Origin of the sequence: Duganella sp. 1411, from assembly GCF_017833525.1 — a bacterium.
GTDB lineage: Bacteria > Pseudomonadota > Gammaproteobacteria > Burkholderiales > Burkholderiaceae_D > Rugamonas.
On sequence record NZ_JAFICD010000006.1, the window covers coordinates 1 to 18,994 of the forward strand.

Sequence of the window (18,994 nt, forward strand, 5' to 3'; positions counted from 1 at the left end):
CCTCGGCCACCCTGGCCACGGGAGCAGAAGACACCGCCTACGTCGTCAGCGCGGCCGCCCTGCTGGCAGGCTTTGGCGACGTCGACGGTGACACCTTGAGCGTCTCCGCGCTTGGCGCCGACCACGGCAGCATCACTGACAACGGCGACGGCACGTACACCATCACCCCGGCTGCCAACTACAACGGCGCGGTCAGCCTTAGCTACAGCGTCACCGACGGGCACGGCGGCAGCGTCGCGGCAACCCAGAGCTTCACGCTGGCGGCGGTCAACGACGCGCCGGTTGGCACGGCCTCGGCCACCCTGGCCACGGGAGCAGAAGACACCGCCTACGTCGTCAGCGCGGCCGCCCTGCTGGCAGGCTTTGGCGACGTCGACGGTGACACCCTGGCCATATCCTCGCTGATCAGCGACCATGGCAGTGTCGTCAACAATGGAGACGGCACTTACACGATCACGCCGACCGCCAACTACAACGGCGCGGTCAACCTTAGCTACAGCGTCACTGACGGGCACGGCGGGACGGCGCCAGCGACCCAGAGCTTCACGCTGGCGGCGGTCAACGACGTGCCCGCCGGCGCGGCCTCGGCCGCCCTGGCCGCAGGCACCGAAGACACTCCCTACGTCGTCAGCGCGGCCGCCCTGCTCACAGGCTTTGGCGACGTCGATGGCGACACCTTGAGCTTCTCCGCGCTGGGCGCCGACCACGGCAGCGTGGTCAACAATGGAAACGGCACCTATACGATCACCCCGGATGCCAACTACAACGGCGCGGTCAGCCTCAGCTACAACGTGATCGACGGCCATGGCGGCAGCGTCGCGGCGACCCAGAGCTTCACACTGGCTGCGGTCAACGACGCGCCGGTTGGCACGGCCTCGGCCAGCCTGGCTACGGGCACCGAAGACACCGCCTACGTCGTCAGCGCGGCCGCCCTGCTCGCAGGCTTTGGCGACGTCGATGGCGACACCTTGAACGTCTCCGCGCTGGGCGCCGACCACGGCAGCGTGGTCAACAATGGAAACGGCACCTATACGATCACCCCGGCTGCCAACTACAACGGCGCGGTCAACCTTACCTACAGCGTCACCGACGGGCACGGCGGCAGCGTCGCGGCGACCCAAAGCTTCACACTGGCGGCGGTCAACGACGCGCCGGTTGGCACGGCCTCGGCCACCCTGGCTACGGGCACCGAAGACACCGCCTACGTCGTCAGCGTGGCAGCCCTGCTGGCCGGCTTCGGCGATGTTGACGGCGACACTTTGAGCGTCTCCGCGTTGGGTGCCGACCACGGCAGCATCACTGACAATGGCGACGGCACGTACACCATCACCCCGGCTGCCAACTACAACGGCGCGGTCAGCCTGAGCTACAACGTGATCGACGGCCACGGCGGCAGCGTCGCGGCGACCCAGAGCTTCACGCTCGCGGCGGTCAACGACGCGCCGGCCGGCGCGGCCTCGGCCGCCCTGGCCGCAGGCACCGAAGACACCGCCTACGTCGTGAGCGCGGCCGCCCTGCTAGCCGGCTTTGGCGACGTCGACGGCGACACCTTGAGCGTCTCCACGCTAAGCGCCGATCACGGCAGCATCACTAACAACGGCGACGGCACCTACACCATAACCCCGGCTGCCAACTACAACGGTGCGGTCAGCCTTAGCTACAGCGTCACCGACGGCCACGGCGACAGCGTCGCGGCAACCCAGAGCTTCGTGCTGGCGGCGGTTAACGACGCGCCGGCCGGCGCCGCCTCGGCCGCCCTGGCCGCAGGCACCGAAGACACCGCCTACGTCGTCAGCGCGGCCGCCCTGCTCGCAGGCTTTGGCGACGTCGACGGTGACGCCCTGGCCATATCCTCGCTGATCAGCGACCATGGCAGCGTGGTCAATAATGGAAACGGCACCTACACGATTACCCCGACCGCCAATTACAACGGCACGGTCAACCTTAGCTATAACGTGATCGACAGCCACGGCGGCAGCGTCGCGGCCACCCAGAGCTTCATGCTGGCGGCGGTCAACGACGCGCCTGCCGGCACCGCCACGGCCACCTTGACCGCGGGCATCGAAGACACCGCCTACGTCGTCAGCGCGGCCGCCCTGCTTACAGGCTTTGGCGACGTCGATGGAGACGCCCTGACCATATCCTCGCTGACCAGTGATCATGGCAGCGTGGTCAACAACGGGAACGGCACCTACACGGTCACGCCGACAGCAAACTACAACGGTACGGTCAACCTTAGCTATAGCGTCACCGACGGCCACGGCGGCAGCGTGGCGGCGACCCAGAGCTTCACGCTGGCGGCGGTCAACGACGCGCCGGCCGGCGCCGCCTCGGCCACCCTGGCCGCAGGCACCGAAGACACTCCCTACGTCGTCAGCGCGGCCGCCCTGCTCACAGGCTTTGGCGACGTCGATGGAGACGCCCTGACCATATCCTCGCTGACCAGTGACCATGGCAGCGTGGTCAACAATGGAAACGGCACCTACACGATCACGCCGACCGCCAATTACAACGGTACGGTCAGCCTCAGCTACAACGTGATCGACGGCCACGGCGGCAGCGTCGCGGCCACCCAGAGCTTCACGCTGGCGGCGGTCAACGACGCGCCGACGATCACATCGGACGGCGGCAACGCGACCGCAACCGTCCAAGTCGCCGAAAACACGACAGCCGTGACCACCGTGAGCGCGATTGACCCGGACGCCGCCGCGGCCCTCAGTTATGCCATCGCAGGCGGGGCGGACGCCGCAAAATTCACCATCAACGCGTCGACGGGCGCGCTGGCATTCATCGCGGAGCCGAACTTCGAGACCCCAACAGACTCGGGCGCAAACAACGTCTACGACGTCATCGTCAACGTATCCGATGGTGCGCTAAACGACACGCAATCGATCGCGGTCACCGTCACCGACGTGCTCGCCGAGACAATCGTCGGCGGGTCCGGGAATGATGTCCTCATTGGCACCAACGGCGACGATACGTTCGACATCTCGGCTGGCGGCAACGATTCCGTGTCCGCTGGCGGCGGCAATGACACCATTGATGCCGGTTCCGCAATGACGAGCGCGGACACCATCGACGGCGGCTCAGGTTCGGATACGCTCATCCTGAGCGGAAGCTATATGAACCTTGTCTTCGGCGCGTCGACGATGACGGGTGTCGAAAACCTTGTGCTGGCAGCGGGCGGCAACTACAACCTGAGCACCAACAATGCGACCGTCCTGCCCGGCCTATCGTTGACGATTAACGGAGCGGCGTTAGGGGCCGGCAATACACTAACGGTCGATGCCTCGGCCGAGAGCGACACCACCGCAACCTACGTTCTTAACGGCGGATCGGGCAACGATTCGCTGACCGGAGGCGCCGGCAACGACGCATTGACAGGTGGCGCCGGCAATGACATCCTGACCGGCAACAAAGGCCAGGATACCTTGACCGGTGGCGCAGGCGCCGACACGTTCAAATTCGGCGCCACGTCGGATACCATCGTCGCCTTGCCTGACACCATCAAGGACTTCGTCCACGGGGTCGACAAGATCGACTTGTCATCGATCGATGCAAACCTGGCGGCAAACGGCAGACAGCACCTCACGTACGCAGGATCTAATTCGAATACCGTGGCCTTTAGCGTCACGTGGTCCGAAACGGCAGGTAATACCGTTATCCATCTCGACAATACCGGCGATACGGGAAGCGATGCGGAAATCATCTTAACAGGAATAAACCTCGGCCTGACCGTGGGAGACTTTGTCCTGTAGCGGACAGGGGCGGCGCCGCGAGCACTCGTCAATACATCGACAAGGTCGACATGGGTAAAGGGCGTGTCGTCAACGCCCGCTTCGCCGTCGCACGCGCCCGAGCCGGCACGGGCGCCGCCGGCTCGAACGTTACAGGCCGCTAAGTCAGCTTCGCCACATCGAGGATGGCCTGCGCAAAGGCTTGCGGCGCCTCCTGCGACAGGTTGTGGCCGATGCCGCCGGTGATCAGCCGGTGCTCGTACTTGCCGGTGAATTTCTTCGCGTAGTTCTTCGGATCGGGATGCGGGGCGCCGTTGGCGTCGCCCTCCAGCGTGATCGTCGGCACGCCGATGTCCGGGAAGCGCGCCAGTTGCCGCTCCAGATCGTCGTAACGCGCCTCGCTCGGCGCCAGTCCCAGGCGCCAACGGTAGTTGCTGATCGAGATGGCGACATGGTCCGGATTGTCCAGCGACGCGGCGGAGCGGGCGAACGTGGCGTCGTCGAATTTCCACTGTGGCGAGGCCAGTTCCCAGATCAGGCGCGCAAACGCGTGGGTGTTGGCGCGGTAGCCCTGCTCGCCGCGCTCGGTGGCGAAGTAATACTGGTACCACCATTGCAGCTCGGCCTTCGGCGACAGCGGCGCGCGGTTCGCCTCCTGGCTGCCGATCAGGTAGCCGCTGACCGACACCAGCGCCGTGAACCTGCGCGGCCACAACGCGGCCAAGGTGGCGGCGATGCGCGCGCCCCAGTCGAAGCCGGCGACGATGGCCCGGTCGATCTTCAGAGCGTCCATGAAGGCGACGGCGTCGGCGGTGAAGGTGGCCTGCTGCCCGTTGCGCAAGGTCTGCGCCGACAGAAACCGCGTGCTGCCGTAGCCGCGCAGATGCGGGATGATGACGCGGTAGCCCGCCGCCACCAGTATCGGCGCCACCTCGGCGAAGGCGTGGATGTCGTACGGCCAGCCGTGCAGCAGCAGCACCGGCACGCCGTCGGACGGCCCCATGTCCACATAGCCGACATCGAGCAGGCCGGCCTTGATCTGCCGGATCGCCGGGAACGCGCCCGCCGGCGAGGCGACGGCCGCCAAGGCGCCGCCCGCGTAACCCATTTGCATCGCCGCCAGTCCCAGCGCGGCCGTGTTCAGAAAATCGCGGCGTTTCAGGTTGGTCATTTCAGTCATGATGATTCCTTTCGAGTGGGTGGGTGAATTACTGGGCGGCGGGCGCCGGCTCGGCCAGCAGCGCGCGGATCTTCGCCTCGGTTTGGGCGTACTCGCCTTCGCCGAAGTGTTGGTAGACCACCCTGCCCTGCTTGTCGATCAGGTAGACCGCCGGCCAATAGCGGTTGCCGTAGGCGTTCCAGGTGGCGTACTGGTTATCCTGCGCGACGGCGTACGGGATGCCGAAGCGCTTGATGGCGCCTTTGACGTTGTCGGTCGAGCGCTCGAATGGATATTCAGGCGTGTGCACGCCCACCACGACCAGGCCCTGGTCCTTGAACTTCTCGTGCCAGCTCTTCACGTACGGCAGCGTGCGGACGCAGTTGATGCAGGTGTAGGTCCAGAAGTCGACCAGCACCACCTTGCCGCGCAACTGGCGCATGGTCAGCGGATCGCCATTGAGCCATTTATCGATGCCGGTGAATTCCGGCGCGGTCGGCGCCATCGGCGCCGCCATGGCGGTGACGCTGGCGGCGGACAAGGCGGTGGCGGCGAGCAGCGTGTTGATCAGGGATTTCATGTTCAATATCCTTTCAGGGTGGGGAAGAAGTCGGCCAGCGCGGCGTAGATGACGACGTCGTACTGGAAATAGATGGCCAGCCCGGTCAGCAGGATCAGCACACCGAAGAGTTGAATCAGGCGATGCGAGTGGCGCGCCAGCACCCGCACCCGGGTCGCCATGAACTGGCCACCGTAGGCGATCACCAGCATCGGGATGCCGGCGCCGAGGGCGTACAGCACCAGCAGCGTGGCGGACCAGCCGATGTCCTGCGCCTTGGCCACCAGCACCAGGATCGACGCCAGCACCGGACCGGCGCACGGCGTCCACACGGCGCCGAGGGACATGCCGAGCACGAAGCCGCCGGCGTTGCCGCCGCTGTCGGCGGACGGGCCGCCCAGGTTGAGCAAGCCGCCCATGCGGCCCATCAGCCATTCATACGGCCGGCGCCACAGCATCAGCAGCCCGGTCAACATCAGCATGCCGATGCCGGCCAGGCGCAGCGTCTCCTGGGCGATCACCACGTGCTGCGAGGCGCTGGCCAGCAGCATGCCCAGCGCCGCGAACGTGACAACGAAGCCCGCCACGATGAACAGGGGCCGGGTGGGATTGCTGCGTTGGAGGGTGCTCCCCAATACGATCGGCAGGATCGGCAGCACGCAGGGAGACGCGATGGTCAGTACGCCGGCGAGCGTCGCCAGCGGCAGTTCGATGAGGTGGTTCATGGCGGGTTGTCCTGTTTTTTTCCTGTTTTTGAAGACTCCATTTAACGGCCGCGGTGTGTACCGGCTGTGTCCCAAAACCCCTCTTTTGCAATCTTGTGTGTACAAGTACGATCCGGATACACTGAGATACAAAGCCGGCGATACCGCCCTTCTTCACAGGTTAAGATGCGTCCATGGAAAATACAGACCACATCCTCATCGTCGACGACGACCGCGAAATCCGCGAACTGCTGGCCGCCTATCTGGAAAAGAACGGCATGCGCGCCACCGTGGCGGCGAACGGCCGCCAGATGCGCGCGCTGCTGGAACAACAAACGTTCGATCTGCTGGTGCTGGACCTGATGCTGCCCGGAGAGGACGGCCTGACCTTGTGCCGCGAGCTGCGGGCCAGCAAATGGCGCGCGCTGCCGGTGCTGATGCTGACCGCGCGCGGCGAGGAGACCGACCGCATCATCGGCCTGGAGATGGGCGCCGACGACTATCTGACCAAGCCGTTCGCGGTGCGCGAACTGTTCGCCCGCATCCGTTCGGTGCTGCGCCGCGCGCGCATGCTGCCCCCCAATATGCAAGTCGACGAGCCGGGCCAGTTCATCACCTTCGGCGACTGGAAGCTCGACACCGTCGGCCGCCACCTGCTCGACCGCGCCGGCACGGTGGTCTCGCTGAGCGGGGCCGAATACCGACTGCTGCGGGTGTTCCTCGACCATCCGCAGCGGGTGCTGACGCGCGATCAACTGCTCAACCTCACCCAGGGGCGCGACGCCGACAGCTTCGACCGCTCGATCGACCTGCTGGTGAGCCGCCTGCGCCAGCGGCTATTGGATGACGCGCGCGAGCCGCGCTACATTAAAACCCTGCGCAGCGAAGGCTATGTGTTTTCGTCCGGGGTCGACCTGGGCGGCGCGGCATGACGACACCGACGTTCCGCTGGCCGCGCACGCTGTTCACGCGCCTGACGCTGATCCTGTTCGTCGGCCTGGCGGCCGCGCATGCGCTGTCGTACTGGGTGATCATCAACGAACGGCGCGAGGCGACCACCGGCCTGATGCTCGGCTACCTGGAGCAGGACGTCGCCAGTTCGGTGGCGTTGCTGGACCACTTGCCGGCCAACGAGCGGGCCGCGTGGCTGCCCAAGCTGGCGCGCCGCACCTATGAATTCTCGCTGCGCCAGGGCGATGCCGGCCACGCGCCCGACAGCGAGCTGTCGAAGCGGATCGCGGCGTCGTTCGTCAAGGCCATCGGCAAACAATACCCGGTCACCGCCAGCGCCGTGCCGGGACACCCGAACCGGGTGCAGGCGCATGTCACGCTGTCCGACGGCACGCGGCTCACCATCGACATGCGCCCGGCCGGCCTGCCGATCCCGTCCTGGCTGCCGGCGGTGCTGATGCTGCAGCTGGGGCTATTGGGGCTGGTCACGTGGTACGGCGTGCGGCTGGCGACCCGGCCGCTGGCGCGGCTCGCGGAGGCGGCCAACCGCCTCGGGCCGGATCTGAAAGCCGCTGCCGTTTCCGAAAGCGGCCCGCTGGAGGTGGCGCGCGCCGCGCGCGCGTTCAACGCCATGCAGCAGCGCATCGCCGACCATCTGGACGAGCGCACGCAAATCCTGGCGGCGATTTCCCATGATTTGCAAACGCCGATCACACGCATGCGCATGCGCGCCGACATGCTGGACGACGACCAGCAGCGCGAGAAAATGAACCGCGACCTGGTCGAGATGGAGATGCTGGTGCGCGACGGCGTGGCCTACGCCCGCACCTTGCACGGCACGTCCGAGGCGCCGCGCAGCGTCGATCCGGACTCGCTGCTGGAAAGCCTGGTCGGCGACTACCTGGACGCCGGCCACCCGATCCAACTGCACGGCAAGGCCGGCGCGCCGCTGGTCACGCGCCCGCACGCGCTGCGCCGGGTGCTGGGCAATTTGATCGACAACGCCCTCAAATATGCCGGTTCGGCGGAGCTGCACGTCGGCGACGAGGATGGCCGCCTGACGATCCGCGTGCGCGATCACGGCCCCGGAATTCCCGACGCGGAGCTGGACAACGTGATGCAACCGTTCTACCGCCTCGAGGCGTCGCGCAACCGGGACACCGGCGGCACGGGACTGGGACTGGCGATCGCGCGCCAGCTGGCGCAGGCCATCGACGCCACGCTAACCCTGCGCAACCATCCCGACGGCGGGCTGGAGGCCAGCCTGGCGCTACCCGCCGGGGAACGCTAAAACTTGATCAGTCGCGCACCATCCGCACCACGACCTTGCCCTTGGCCCGGCCCTGCGCCAGGTAGGCCAGCGCCTCGACCGCCTCGGTGAACGGGAACACCTTGTCGATCACCGGACGCACGCTCCCATTCTCGAGCAGCTTGCCAATCTCGGCCAGTTGCGCCCCGTCCGGCCGCACGAACATGAACGCGTAACCCGCGCCGCGCCCGCGCGCCAGGCCGATGATCTTGCGGCTCAACAGGCCGAACACGAAGCGCATGAAGAAGTTCATGCCGCGTCCGCGCGCGAAGGCGGCGTCCGGCGGCCCGATCAGCGACACCACGGTGCTGCCGGGACGGACAATTCGCAGCGCCTTTTCCAGCCCGTCGCCGCGCACCGTGCCCAGCACCGCGTCGTAGTCCTTCATCGTCTCCTCGAAGTTCTGCCGCTTGTAGTCGACCACCTCGTCGGCGCCGAGGCCGCGCACCAATTCGACGTTGGCGGTGCTGGTGGTGGTGCCCACCGTGGCGCCGAACTGCTTGGCCAACTGGATGGCCATGGTGCCGATACCGCCCGAGCCGGCCGGCACGAACAGCTTTTGCCCCGGCTTGAGCCGCATGCGCTCCTTCAACGCCTGCCACACGGTCAGGGCCACCATCGGCATCGCCGCCGCCTGTACGAAATCGAGGTTGGCCGGCTTGAGCGCGGCCGCGCTCTCGGGCACGACCGCGTATTCGGCCAGCGAGCCGCGCCCCAGATCGAACAGGGTGGCGTAGACCGCGTCGCCCACCTTGAAGCGGCTCACGCGGTTGCCGACTTGCACCACCACCCCGGCCAGATCGTTGCCCATCACGGCCGGCAGCTCAAACTTCAGCAATGGCTTGAACGCCCCCGTCGGGATCATGTTGTCGATGGGATTGAGGCCGGCGGCGCGCACCTGCACCAGCATTTCATCGGATCCGACGATGGGCCGGGCGATCTCGGCGAACTCCAGCTTGCCGGCCTTGTTGTAGCGTTTCAACACCAATGCTTTCATTTTTCTTCTCCTGGTTTTGGATCGACGCTCAGCCAGCCGCTACCGGGTAATCAGTATAGCCCTGGGCGCCCGGCGTGTAGAACGTCGCCTGGTCGGGCGTGTTCAGCGGCTGGTCGGCGCGCAGGCGCGCCACCAGGTCGGGGTTGGCGATGAAGGGGCGGCCGAACGCGATCAGGTCGGCTTTGCCGTCGGCCAGCGCCTGCTCGGCGCTGTGTTTGTCGAAGCCGCCGGCGAGGATGAACGGGCCGTTGAAGGCGGCGCGCAGCTCGGCCTTGAGCGCGGCCGGCACCGGCGGCGTGCCCATCGCGGAATGGTCCAGCACGTGGACGTACATCAGGCCCAGCGACGACAGTTCCTTCACCAGCGCCAAGTACTGCGCATCCACGCCGTCGAAGGCGCCGGCCGCGTTGACGACGCCGTGCGGCGACAGGCGGATGCCGACGCGCGCGGCGCCGATTTCCTTGACGGCGGCGCGCGCCACCTCCAGCACCAGGCGGTTGCGGCCCTCGGCGCTGCCGCCGTAGCCGTCGGTACGCTTGTTGATGTTAGCGTTCAAGAATTGTTCCAGCAAATAGCCGTTGGCGGCGTGCAGTTCCACGCCGTCGAAGCCGGCCTCGATGGCCAGGCGGGCGGCGGTGGCGTACTCCGCCGCGGTGGCGGCGATCTCCGCCTCCGTCATCGGGTGCGGCGCCGTGTGCGGCAGTTCGCCCTTGCCGTCGACGTACATCGCGCCCGGGCAGATCTCGGACGACGGCCCGACGACCTTGGCGCCAGGCGGCAGGTTGCCCTCGTGGCTCACGCGGCCGGTGTGCATCAGTTGCACGACGATCTTGCCGCCCTTGGCGTGCACGGCGTCGGTGACCAGGCGCCAGCCGGCCACCTGGGCGTCGTTGAACAGGCCCGGAATGCGCGGGTAGCCCAGGCCGTTGGGCGACGGCGACGTGCCTTCGGTGATGATCAGGCCGGCCTCGGCGCGCTGGGCGTAGTAGGTGGCCATCAGGCTGTTGGGGGTGTTGTTGTCGACCGCGCGGCTGCGGGTCAGCGGCGCCATGACGACGCGGTTGGCGAGCTCGACGGAGCGCAGCGGGAAATGATCAAATAACATTTTTAGTATCCTTGTAAGAGAAGTTGATTGCGTGGACTCAGGCCTTCAGGCGCGGCGCCGGCACGCCGGTCTGGGCGGCGCTGAACAGGGCGACACGGAGGCACCGATGCCCGACGAGGCACCGGTCACGACAGCGATTTTTGCGGGAGGTGGTAGACATCTTTTCCTTTTCTCCAGCCGCCCTAAGATATGACGACCATCATATACTCAATTAAAAAAATCCGCCAGCACTTATCCGGCGTCCGGCGACAACTGTTTGGTGGTGGCGTCGCACAGCGCCGCCGAAAACTTGGGATCGTCGACGGCGCGGGCCACCATGGTGGTGCCGATCAGCGCGCAGACCATCGACATCGCCTTTTCGCGAGCCTTGCCGTCGCCCCGGTCGGGCAGCCGGCGGGCGATGCCACCTCGACGATGCGCTCGTGCGTCTGTTGCTTGCGGCTGGCGGCCGATTTCTTGGATTCGCTGTACATGATGGTCATCATATGCTATTTTTTCCAAACGTGCACGCCCCCCTTGCCGAGCCATTCGTCGAGGTGTTTGAGCGGCCCCGTTTGGCGGCTCTGTATGCCAGTCCCGCTTAACCGCGATAGAGCGGATTGGGCGCGACGTAGACATACACGCCGTGCGTCTCGATGCCTTCCGGAGCGATCGCCGACAGCGCGAATCGATCGTCCGGACGCAGCGTGTCGAATTGCCAGGTGAAGCTTTTGCCATCGATGTTGAATTGGACCACGTCGCCCTGGTTGACGTTGATGCCGCCGGTGGCGGCGGAGATCGTGATGACACGCGTCGCGGCGGCGGCCGGCGCCGCGCTGCCGAACATCTGATTGGGGCGCGCCTCGCCAGCGTGCGCAAGGACGGCCAGCGGGCCCAGGGCGATAACGGTGACGGCGGCGGCGAGTGTGCGTTTGATGGAGTTCATGCTCGGTTCCTTTAAGTGGGTTGATCGAATTCGTCTGTTTGTGAATTCGATGCAGCCATTTTAAGTAGCCAACCCGCACACCCGAATGACGCTCACATTACATTTAAATGACAGCGTTAAATGACAGCGGCAGGCGGGGCATCCGGAAAGAACAGGGAAAAACAGGTGTGCCCGCCGATCTCGCTGGTGACGGTGGCGCCTCCGCCGTGCAGCGCCATGATCGATTTGACGATGGCCAGGCCAAGGCCGGCCGATACCGAGCCGCTCGAACGCGATGGGTCGGAGCGGTAAAACCTGTCGAACAGGCGTGACAGATGTTCAGGGGCGATGCCGGCACCGGGGTTCGACACCGACACCGCGACGCCACCGGGCGCGGCGAGCGCGGATAGCCGCACCGCGCCGCCGCGCGGCGTGTAGCGGATGGCGTTGGCGACCAGATTGCTGACGGCGCGCCGGAACAGCAGCGCGTCGGCCCGGACCGCGCCGCCGGCGCTGATGGCGAACGAGACGCCGGCATCGAGCGCGGGGCCCTCGAAGTAGTCGGCGATACGTGCCAGTTCGGCGCCGACGTCGAGCGGCTCGGTGGCCAACGCGATCTGGTCATGATCGGCGCGGGCGAGGAACAGCATGCTCTCCACCATGCGGGCAAGCCGTCCAAACTCCTCGTAGTTCGATGACAGCAGGTCCTGATATTCCTCCGGCGACCGTGGCTGCGAAAATACCACCTCGGTCTGCACCATCAGGTTGTTGAGGGGCGTGCGCAAATCATGGGCAAGATCATCGGCGAACTGCGACAGATTGACAAAGCTGCCTTGCAACCGGTCCAGCACGGCGTTGAACGCCCGCGCGAGCTCGCGCAACTCCTCGGGCGCCGCCTCGGCGTCGAGGCGTTTCGCCAAATTATGCGCGCTGACCTCGTGCGCCTGGCGCGCCAGCGATTTGACGCGATCGAATCCGCGCCGGACCAGCAGGAATCCGAGCAGCGCCGTCAGGACGGCGCCGGCGAACGCCGCCGCCAGCACCTTGCGCCGATGGCCCTGCATGACGGCAGCGCGGTCATCGGCCGTATGCGCCAGCGCGATACGCACCAGCGTCCCGCCAGCGCCGACCGCGCCCATGGCCGTGAGGGCGCGCATCCGCGCACCGCGCCCGGAGGTCGCGTCGACGGCGTCCGCGGTGGACGGCTCGCGCCCCGCCGCCACCGGTCGCGCGATTCCGACAAATGCGCGGTCCCCGGTGTTCTGGGTCAGCGGTTCGCCGTCTTCGGCCTGTATCACCATCAGCAGGCCGCGTCCCCGGTCGACGGCGTCGAGGAAACGATGGGGATCGGCGCGCACGGCGGCGGCGTCCCGCGTTTCCGTCAGCAGATGTCTGATGCGAAGCGCATGCTCAACCAGGTCGGCGTCATCGCGCGCCTGCAGCTGCGCCGCGAGCGCGTGACAAAGATAGGTGGCGACCGCCGAGAAAACGATGGCCGCCACCACCGCAAACAGCGCGCCCAACTGCACGGTCAGCGACGGACGTCCGAATCTCATCGGCGGTCTTCCAGCACGTAGCCCATGTTCCGTATGGTGTGGATCAATTTGACGTCGAACGGATCGTCGATCTTGGCACGCAGCCGGCGCACCGCCACGTCCACCACGTTGGTGTCGCTATCGAAGTTCATATCCCACACCTGCGAGGCGATCAGGGAACGCGATAGCACCTGGCCGACGCGCCTGGACATCAGGTGCAGCAGCGCGAACTCCTTGGCGGTCAAATCGATCCGCGCCCCGCCCCGTGTGACGCGACGCTTCGGCACGTCCAGCTCCAGATCGGCCAGGTGGAATAGCTCGACCTCCTTGATCGGGCCGCGCCGCAGCAACGTGCGGATGCGCACCAGCAGTTCGGCGAACGCGAACGGCTTGACCAGGTAATCGTCGGCGCCCAGTTCGAGCCCTTTGATGCGGTCGTCGAGGGCGTCGCGCGCGGTCAGGAACAGCACCGGCGTGTCCACGCTCTTGCGCAGCGCCGTAATGATCTGCCAGCCGTCCAGTCCCGGCAACATCACGTCCAGCACGATCAGATCGTAATGGCAGGTGGTGGCGGCGTGCAGCCCTTCCGGACCGTTGTTGGCCCAGTCGACCACGAATCCCGATTCGGTCAGGCCTTTTTGAATGTACTCCCCGGCTTTCTGCTCATCCTCAACGACCAATAAACGCATTCTGTATTCTCACATGCTGGAAGAGGGCTGCCGCCCGTGACACATCGGCGCGGTTGCGCCACAGGCAGTTTACCTCGCAAACATGGCGCCAATCTGACCGGGAGATTACATTTTTGTCAGAAATCGCTGCCGCGTCGCCGCTGCAGCGACGTGGAAACCATCGAAAGACCGGCCTAGTTCTTAGTCAAACTAAAGTCATCGACATTAATCCAATTGCCGGCGTTGGCCACCTGATACATGCCGATGGTGGCCTTGCCGTTGGTGACCTGGATGTTGGGAATGGTGACCTGGGTCCAGTTCGGGATCGCCGTGTTGATGCTCGACACCAGCTCGGTGCCGCCGAAGTTCTTGACGTAGATGCGGGCGATGCTCTGCCCGCCGCTGCTCTTGACCCAGGCGCTCAGCGTGTAGGTGCCGTTCGGCAGCCCCGTCAGGTCCTGATAGCGGCTGGCGGAGTACGCGGCGGTATGGTATTGCTCGGCGTTCCAGCGGCCCGTGTGCCCGCGCAGCAGATTGTTATTCGGATCGGCGTCGGTCAGGTTGGTCCAGGTGCTCCAGCCGGCCAGCGCGTTCTGCCGCACGCGGTCGGCCTCGAAGCTCGGATTGATCGCGTAGTTGTTGCCCGCGCCGACGGTCCAGGTGCCGGTCGCCGCGTCCAGGTTGAACTGGCTCAGCGAATTGAAACGGGGTGTGGTGCCGTTGAACGACAGCGGCACCCACTGGTTGTAGCCGATGCCGTTGCCGGCGAAATCGCTCCAGCGGTCGCCCGCGTACAGCACCGTGCTGGCGCCGCTGCCGTTGACCTGAATGAAGAAGCCGCTCTGCGACACGTGGGAGAAGTCGCCCTGCGAGCCGTCCATCACGAACTCGGCGGTGTACGGGCCGTTGATGGCGTTGGCCGAGCGGCAGTAGGTCTGCGACGCGTTCCATCCGTGCAGCTCCGACGAGCAGAAATAGTACACGCCGGCATGCTTGAACAAGGCGTTGCCCTCCCTGCCCGCGCTGTTGAGCGCGATGTTGACGGCCGGCTCGATGTTGAGCGAATCGGAGGCGCGGATCTGCGCCACGTACGAGCGCGCGCGGCCGTTGGAATTGCTGAAAATCAGATACGAGGCGCCGTCGTCGTCCGTATAAATGGTCTGGTCGCCGGTGGCCGGCGTCACCACGTTGGTGATCTGCGGCTGGATGTGGTCGAACACGAAAGGACCGACCGGCGTGTTGCTGGTGGCGAACAGCACGCCGTTGCCCAAGGTCGCCGAGCCGATCTGCGTGATCAGCACGTATTTTTTCGTGTTGGCGTTGTAGACCACGCCCAGGCGGCCGATCCAGTTGGCCGGCTCCCACGGTCCGCCGACCGCTCCGGCGGAGGCGGCGTTGCCCTCGAACTTCCAGGTGGCCAGGTCGGTCGACGAGTACACGGTCACGGCGTTGAAGCCGGTGTTGCTGTTGGACGAGACCGGATTGGCCGCGTACGTCACCGCCCCGTCGTATTTGACGCCGTACCAATAGTAGGTCGCGCCGACCTTGAGGATGCCGCCGCCCTGCGAATAGATCGGGTTGTTGTTCGTGTCCTTCCAGAAGGTATCGTTCTTGATTAATCTGGGCGCGGCCTGTGCCGGCAGGATCGAAACACCCGCCGCCACACCCGCGACCGCCATGCAGCGGCCTATCGAAGCCAAAAATCTCGTCATTGTCGTTCTCCAAGAAATAAAACCGTTCGAAATGCACGACCCAACTGCGCGGGCTTTGAACGCTCATCGTTCAGTGCATTGATCGAATGTAATAGTTCGACAATGTGAAGCTGATCAATCTTTTGATTGTTTGCGGAAGGCCGCCAACCTAGCGGCGCTCGAACGCGGCGGCGAACGCCTGCGCGGCCCCGGCCACGCGCGCCGCGCCCACGTCGAAGGTGCAATGGCGCAGCGCCGGCGGCGGCGACAGGTCGGCGGCGGCCAGCGCCAGCTCGGCGCGCAGCGCGCTCAGCATCCCGTCCAACATCACCGCCGGCATGTCGAGCGCGGCGTTGTCGGTGTGGCCGGCGTCGAGCACGCTGGGCGCAAAGGCCATCGACCGCGCGCCGTGGCGGATCGCCTCGCGCATCGCCACCCGCGTGGCCTGGCGCAGGCGGTCGGCGTCGAGCGTGGCCGGATCGCCCAGGCCGATCACCAGCACCGCGCGCGGCGTCATGCCCGGCGGCGGCGAGGCGATCAGCATGGTTTCCATCGGCTGCGCGCGGAACGCGCCGTGGGCGCGCATGCGCGTCAGGTGGCCGCCCAGCGCCTGGTCCAGTGCCAGCAACCCGCCGGCGATGGGGGCGCCGCCGACCTCGTGTTCGAACATGCAAGCGACGCTGAAGTCCACGTCGGCCTGGGCCGGTCCCCAGGCGACGACATCGAACACCACGCCGTCGGAGGTGCCGATCGGCAAGCGTACGGGTTCGGAATATGTGGCAAGGTTGGCGGCGGTCATGGTGGATTCTTACGATAGGCGGAAGTTCCGATCTTACCGCCTGAACGCGACGCGCAGGCCCCGCCAAAAGGGAGGGAGACGAAAAATATCGCACGGCCGCGCCTGGAAGGTTCAGCCGCCGTCGTGCGCGCGGTTGCGCATCTCCATGATGTCGCGCTTGGGTGACAGCCCGTACAGGCGGCTGTACTCGCGGCTGAATTGCGACGGGCTTTCATAACCGACCTTGTAGGCCGCGCTGGCCGCGTCCAGGTGCTCGTTGAGCATCAGCCGCTTGGCCTCGTTCAAGCGCAGCCACTTCTGGTATTGCAACGGACTCATGGCGGTGAGCTGGCGGAAATGCTGGTGGAACGTCGTCGCGCTCATCTGCACGCGCGCCGCCAGGTCGTCGACCCGCAGTGGCAACGCGTAGTTCGACTTCAGCCAGCCGATGGCCTTGGCGATGCGGTGGCCCTGGCTGTCGACCGACGTGATGCGCCGCAGATGGCCGGCCTGGTCGCCCCGCAGCAACCGGTAATGAATCTCCCGCTGTATCATCGGCGCCAGCACCGGGATGGCCTCGGGGTCGTCCAGCAGCGCCAGCAGCCGCTCGAACGGCGCCAGGATGTCGGGCGTCGCCGCGCCGATGCCGACGCCGGTGCCGCCCGTGCCGGCGCCCGGCGACGGCAGGCCGCCCTGCGCGATAAGCTCGGCGAGCACGCGCAGGTCGAGCTTCATGGCCAGGCCCACGCACGGCCGCTGCGGACTGGCGGTGAGCACCTCGGAGCCGCCCGGCACGTCCAGCGACGTGACCATCAAGCGCGAGCTGTCATACAGATAGGCGTCGCCGCCGACCCACAGCCGTTTGGCCCCTTGGGACACGACCACCACGCTCGGCTCGACCATGCACACGGTCGGCGGCGCCGCCGCGTCGCGCCGGAAAAAGCGCAGGCCCGGTATGCCCGTGTCGTAGTCGCCGCTCGCGCCCACGCGGCTCGTGATCATCCGCGCCAGCGCTTGCTGATGGGCGCCGCGCGCCGCCGCCATGTTGTCCATCGCTCCCATTGCTCGTCATTCCTCCTGACGCCGATTGTATCCTTGCGCATCCGCCCATGCCTACCAAACAACCGGCCCGCCGCAGGATCGGGCAAGAAATCGGGCGGAACGAGCTACCGATCCAAGGGTCCGCACCCTGAAAATGTCCATTCCGTTCAAAAGCACCAAGGAGTTCCCCATGCAAGTACAAGCCTACGGCGCCCATGCCGCCGACAAACCCCTCGAATCGCTGGAAATCACCCGCCGCGCGCCCGGCGCGCACGATGTCCAGATCGACATCGCCTTTTGCGGCATCTGCCACTCGGACCTGCACCAGGTGCGCGCCGAGTGGGCCGGCACCCAATACCCGTGCGTGCCGGGCCACGAGATCGTCGGCCGCGTGTCGGCCGTCGGCGCCCACGTGACAAGCCACCGGGTCGGCGACCTGGTCGGCGTCGGCTGCATCGTCGACAGCTGCCAGCATTGCGCCGAGTGCGACGAAGGCCTGGAGAACTATTGCGACGGCATGATCGGCACCTACAACGCGCCGACGCCGGACGCGCCGGGCTGGACGCAGGGCGGCTACGCGGAAAAGATCGTCGTGCACGAGCGCTACGTGCTCAAGGTGCGCCATCCCGAGGAGCAGCTGGCCGCCGTCGCCCCGCTGCTGTGCGCCGGCATCACCACGTACTCGCCGCTGCGCCACTGGAACGCCGGCCCGGGCAAGAAGGTCGGCGTGGTCGGCATCGGCGGCCTGGGACACATGGGCATCAAGCTGGCCCACGCGATGGGCGCGCACGTGGTGGCGTTCACCACCTCCGATTCGAAGCGCGAGGCGGCCAGGCAGCTTGGCGCTGACGAGGTGGTCGTGTCGAAGAACGCCGACGAGATGGCGGCCCACGCCAAGAGTTTCGACTTCATCCTCAACACGGTGGCCGCGCCGCACGACCTCGACGCCCTGCTGGTGCTGCTCAAGCGCGACGGCACGATGGCCCTGGTGGGCGCGCCGGCGACGCCGCATCCGTCGCCCAACGTCTTCAACCTGATCATGAAACGGCGCTCGCTGGCCGGCTCGATGATCGGCGGCATACCGGAAACCCAGGAGATGCTGGACTTCTGCGCCGAACACGGCATCGTCGCCGACATCGAACTGGTGCGGGCCGACCAGATCAACGACGCCTACGAGCGCATGCTCAAGGGCGACGTGCGCTACCGCTTCGTGATCGACAACGCCACGCTGGCCGGCTAGCCGGGTTGGCGCCTCGCCGCGTGATGGCCCCGGCCATCACGGCTTGCCCGCCGCCAGATGCGCCTCAAGCGCGGCCTGCGCGCGGCGGGCGCTATCGGCGTCGACGCGGGCCGCCAGCACCTCGATGAATTGGCGCAGCTGACGCCCGCCGAGTCCCACATTCATGCTGATGGCCACGTGCGAGCGCAGCTGCGGCTCCACCCCGCTCATGGCCGCCAGCGCGGCGACGGTCGCCAGCTCGCGGCTTTGCCAATCGAGGTTGGTCCGCGCGAAAATATCGCCAAACAAATGGGTTTTCAAATAGCGGTCGATGGCGGGCGCGAAGTCGAACAGCGGCCCCGCGACCGGCACGCCCACCAGCTTGGTCTGGTTGGCCGTGCCCACCGCCAGCAACTCGTCGCCCACCGGCACCGGCCCGCTGTCACCACCCGGTTGGTCGGTGATGCCGCGTTCCTTGCGCCGCTCCAGCACTTTCTTGAACTCGCCGAGCGCATTCAAACTGCGGGGAAATCCCGCGTAGGCGTACAGCTGCACCAGAATCTCCTTGCAGTCGCCGATCGTCAAGCCGGCGGCCAGGCCTTGATCGAGAGGGGCGCGATCACTGTGGCGCGATACC

General features: G+C 66.3%; 15 protein-coding genes and 1 pseudogene. 4 read left to right on the forward strand and 12 right to left on the reverse strand.

What is annotated here, in order from left to right; genetic code table 11:
* Positions 1-3,758 (forward strand): S-layer family protein (locus tag JOD97_RS24955; RefSeq protein WP_209724625.1); only part of this gene is annotated, 3,758 nt, incomplete at its 5' end.
* Positions 3,759-3,897: 139 nt separating this feature from the next.
* Here the strand turns inward: JOD97_RS24955 and JOD97_RS24960 are convergent.
* The 3 genes from JOD97_RS24960 to JOD97_RS24970 are packed head-to-tail and all read right to left on the reverse strand — an operon-like array spanning position 3,898 to position 6,180.
* On the reverse strand, positions 3,898-4,917 hold the full coding sequence (locus tag JOD97_RS24960) for an alpha/beta fold hydrolase (RefSeq protein ID WP_209724627.1): 1,020 nt from the start codon (positions 4,915-4,917) through the stop codon (positions 3,898-3,900).
* A 28-nt stretch (positions 4,918-4,945) separates the two neighbouring features.
* Entirely contained in the window at positions 4,946-5,476 is a 531-nt protein-coding gene (locus JOD97_RS24965) for a thioredoxin family protein (RefSeq protein WP_209724629.1), read from the reverse strand.
* A gap of 2 nt (positions 5,477-5,478) precedes the next feature.
* Complete coding sequence (locus tag JOD97_RS24970) at positions 5,479-6,180, reverse strand: cytochrome c biogenesis CcdA family protein (protein WP_209724631.1); 702 nt, start codon at positions 6,178-6,180, stop codon at positions 5,479-5,481.
* A gap of 173 nt (positions 6,181-6,353) precedes the next feature.
* Between JOD97_RS24970 and JOD97_RS24975 the strand changes: the two genes are divergently transcribed.
* On the forward strand, positions 6,354-7,091 hold the full coding sequence (locus JOD97_RS24975) for a response regulator (protein ID WP_209724633.1): 738 nt from the start codon (positions 6,354-6,356) through the stop codon (positions 7,089-7,091).
* A complete protein-coding gene (locus JOD97_RS24980) occupies positions 7,088-8,401 on the forward strand; it encodes an ATP-binding protein (protein ID WP_209724636.1) in 1,314 nt (437 codons plus the stop codon). The genes JOD97_RS24975 and JOD97_RS24980 overlap by 4 nt, the downstream gene beginning before the upstream one ends.
* A 7-nt stretch (positions 8,402-8,408) precedes the next feature.
* Here JOD97_RS24980 and JOD97_RS24985 read toward each other — a convergent pair whose 3' ends face one another.
* The 8 genes from JOD97_RS24985 to JOD97_RS25020 all read right to left on the reverse strand — a co-directional run bounded on the left by JOD97_RS24985 (position 8,409) and on the right by JOD97_RS25020 (position 17,159).
* Entirely contained in the window at positions 8,409-9,416 is a 1,008-nt protein-coding gene (locus JOD97_RS24985; protein ID WP_209724638.1) for an NADP-dependent oxidoreductase, read from the reverse strand.
* A 28-nt stretch (positions 9,417-9,444) separates the two neighbouring features.
* Positions 9,445-10,521 (reverse strand): alkene reductase, encoded by a 1,077-nt coding sequence (locus tag JOD97_RS24990; protein ID WP_209724640.1) that lies wholly within the window; start codon positions 10,519-10,521, stop codon positions 9,445-9,447.
* Positions 10,522-11,101: 580 nt separating this feature from the next.
* The gene (locus tag JOD97_RS24995) at positions 11,102-11,446 is read right to left on the reverse strand and encodes a CzcE family metal-binding protein (protein ID WP_209724642.1); all 345 of its coding nucleotides are present in this window, start codon (positions 11,444-11,446) and stop codon (positions 11,102-11,104) included.
* Positions 11,447-11,562: 116 nt separating this feature from the next.
* On the reverse strand, positions 11,563-12,981 hold the full coding sequence (locus JOD97_RS25000) for a heavy metal sensor histidine kinase (RefSeq protein WP_209724644.1): 1,419 nt from the start codon (positions 12,979-12,981) through the stop codon (positions 11,563-11,565).
* On the reverse strand, positions 12,978-13,649 hold the full coding sequence (locus JOD97_RS25005) for a heavy metal response regulator transcription factor (protein ID WP_209724646.1): 672 nt from the start codon (positions 13,647-13,649) through the stop codon (positions 12,978-12,980). Before JOD97_RS25005 ends, JOD97_RS25000 begins: the two co-directional genes overlap by 4 nt.
* Positions 13,650-13,822: 173 nt before the next feature.
* On the reverse strand, positions 13,823-15,340 hold the full coding sequence (locus JOD97_RS25010; protein WP_209724648.1) for a family 43 glycosylhydrolase: 1,518 nt from the start codon (positions 15,338-15,340) through the stop codon (positions 13,823-13,825).
* A gap of 148 nt (positions 15,341-15,488) precedes the next feature.
* Complete coding sequence (locus tag JOD97_RS25015; protein WP_209724650.1) at positions 15,489-16,118, reverse strand: M17 family peptidase N-terminal domain-containing protein; 630 nt, start codon at positions 16,116-16,118, stop codon at positions 15,489-15,491.
* Positions 16,119-16,229: 111 nt separating this feature from the next.
* Positions 16,230-17,159, reverse strand: coding sequence for an AraC family transcriptional regulator (locus JOD97_RS25020; RefSeq protein ID WP_209724652.1), 930 nt, complete (start codon positions 17,157-17,159; stop codon positions 16,230-16,232).
* A gap of 169 nt (positions 17,160-17,328) precedes the next feature.
* Between JOD97_RS25020 and JOD97_RS25025 the strand changes: the two genes are divergently transcribed.
* Positions 17,329-18,378: an NAD(P)-dependent alcohol dehydrogenase gene (locus JOD97_RS25025; RefSeq protein ID WP_209724653.1), complete on the forward strand. Its 1,050-nt coding sequence runs from the start codon at positions 17,329-17,331 to the stop codon at positions 18,376-18,378.
* Positions 18,379-18,414: 36 nt separating this feature from the next.
* Here the strand turns inward: JOD97_RS25025 and JOD97_RS25030 are convergent.
* Positions 18,415-18,966, reverse strand: a pseudogene (locus JOD97_RS25030) (carboxymuconolactone decarboxylase family protein); the annotation flags it as partial.
* Between the last annotated feature and the right edge of the window lie 28 nt (positions 18,967-18,994).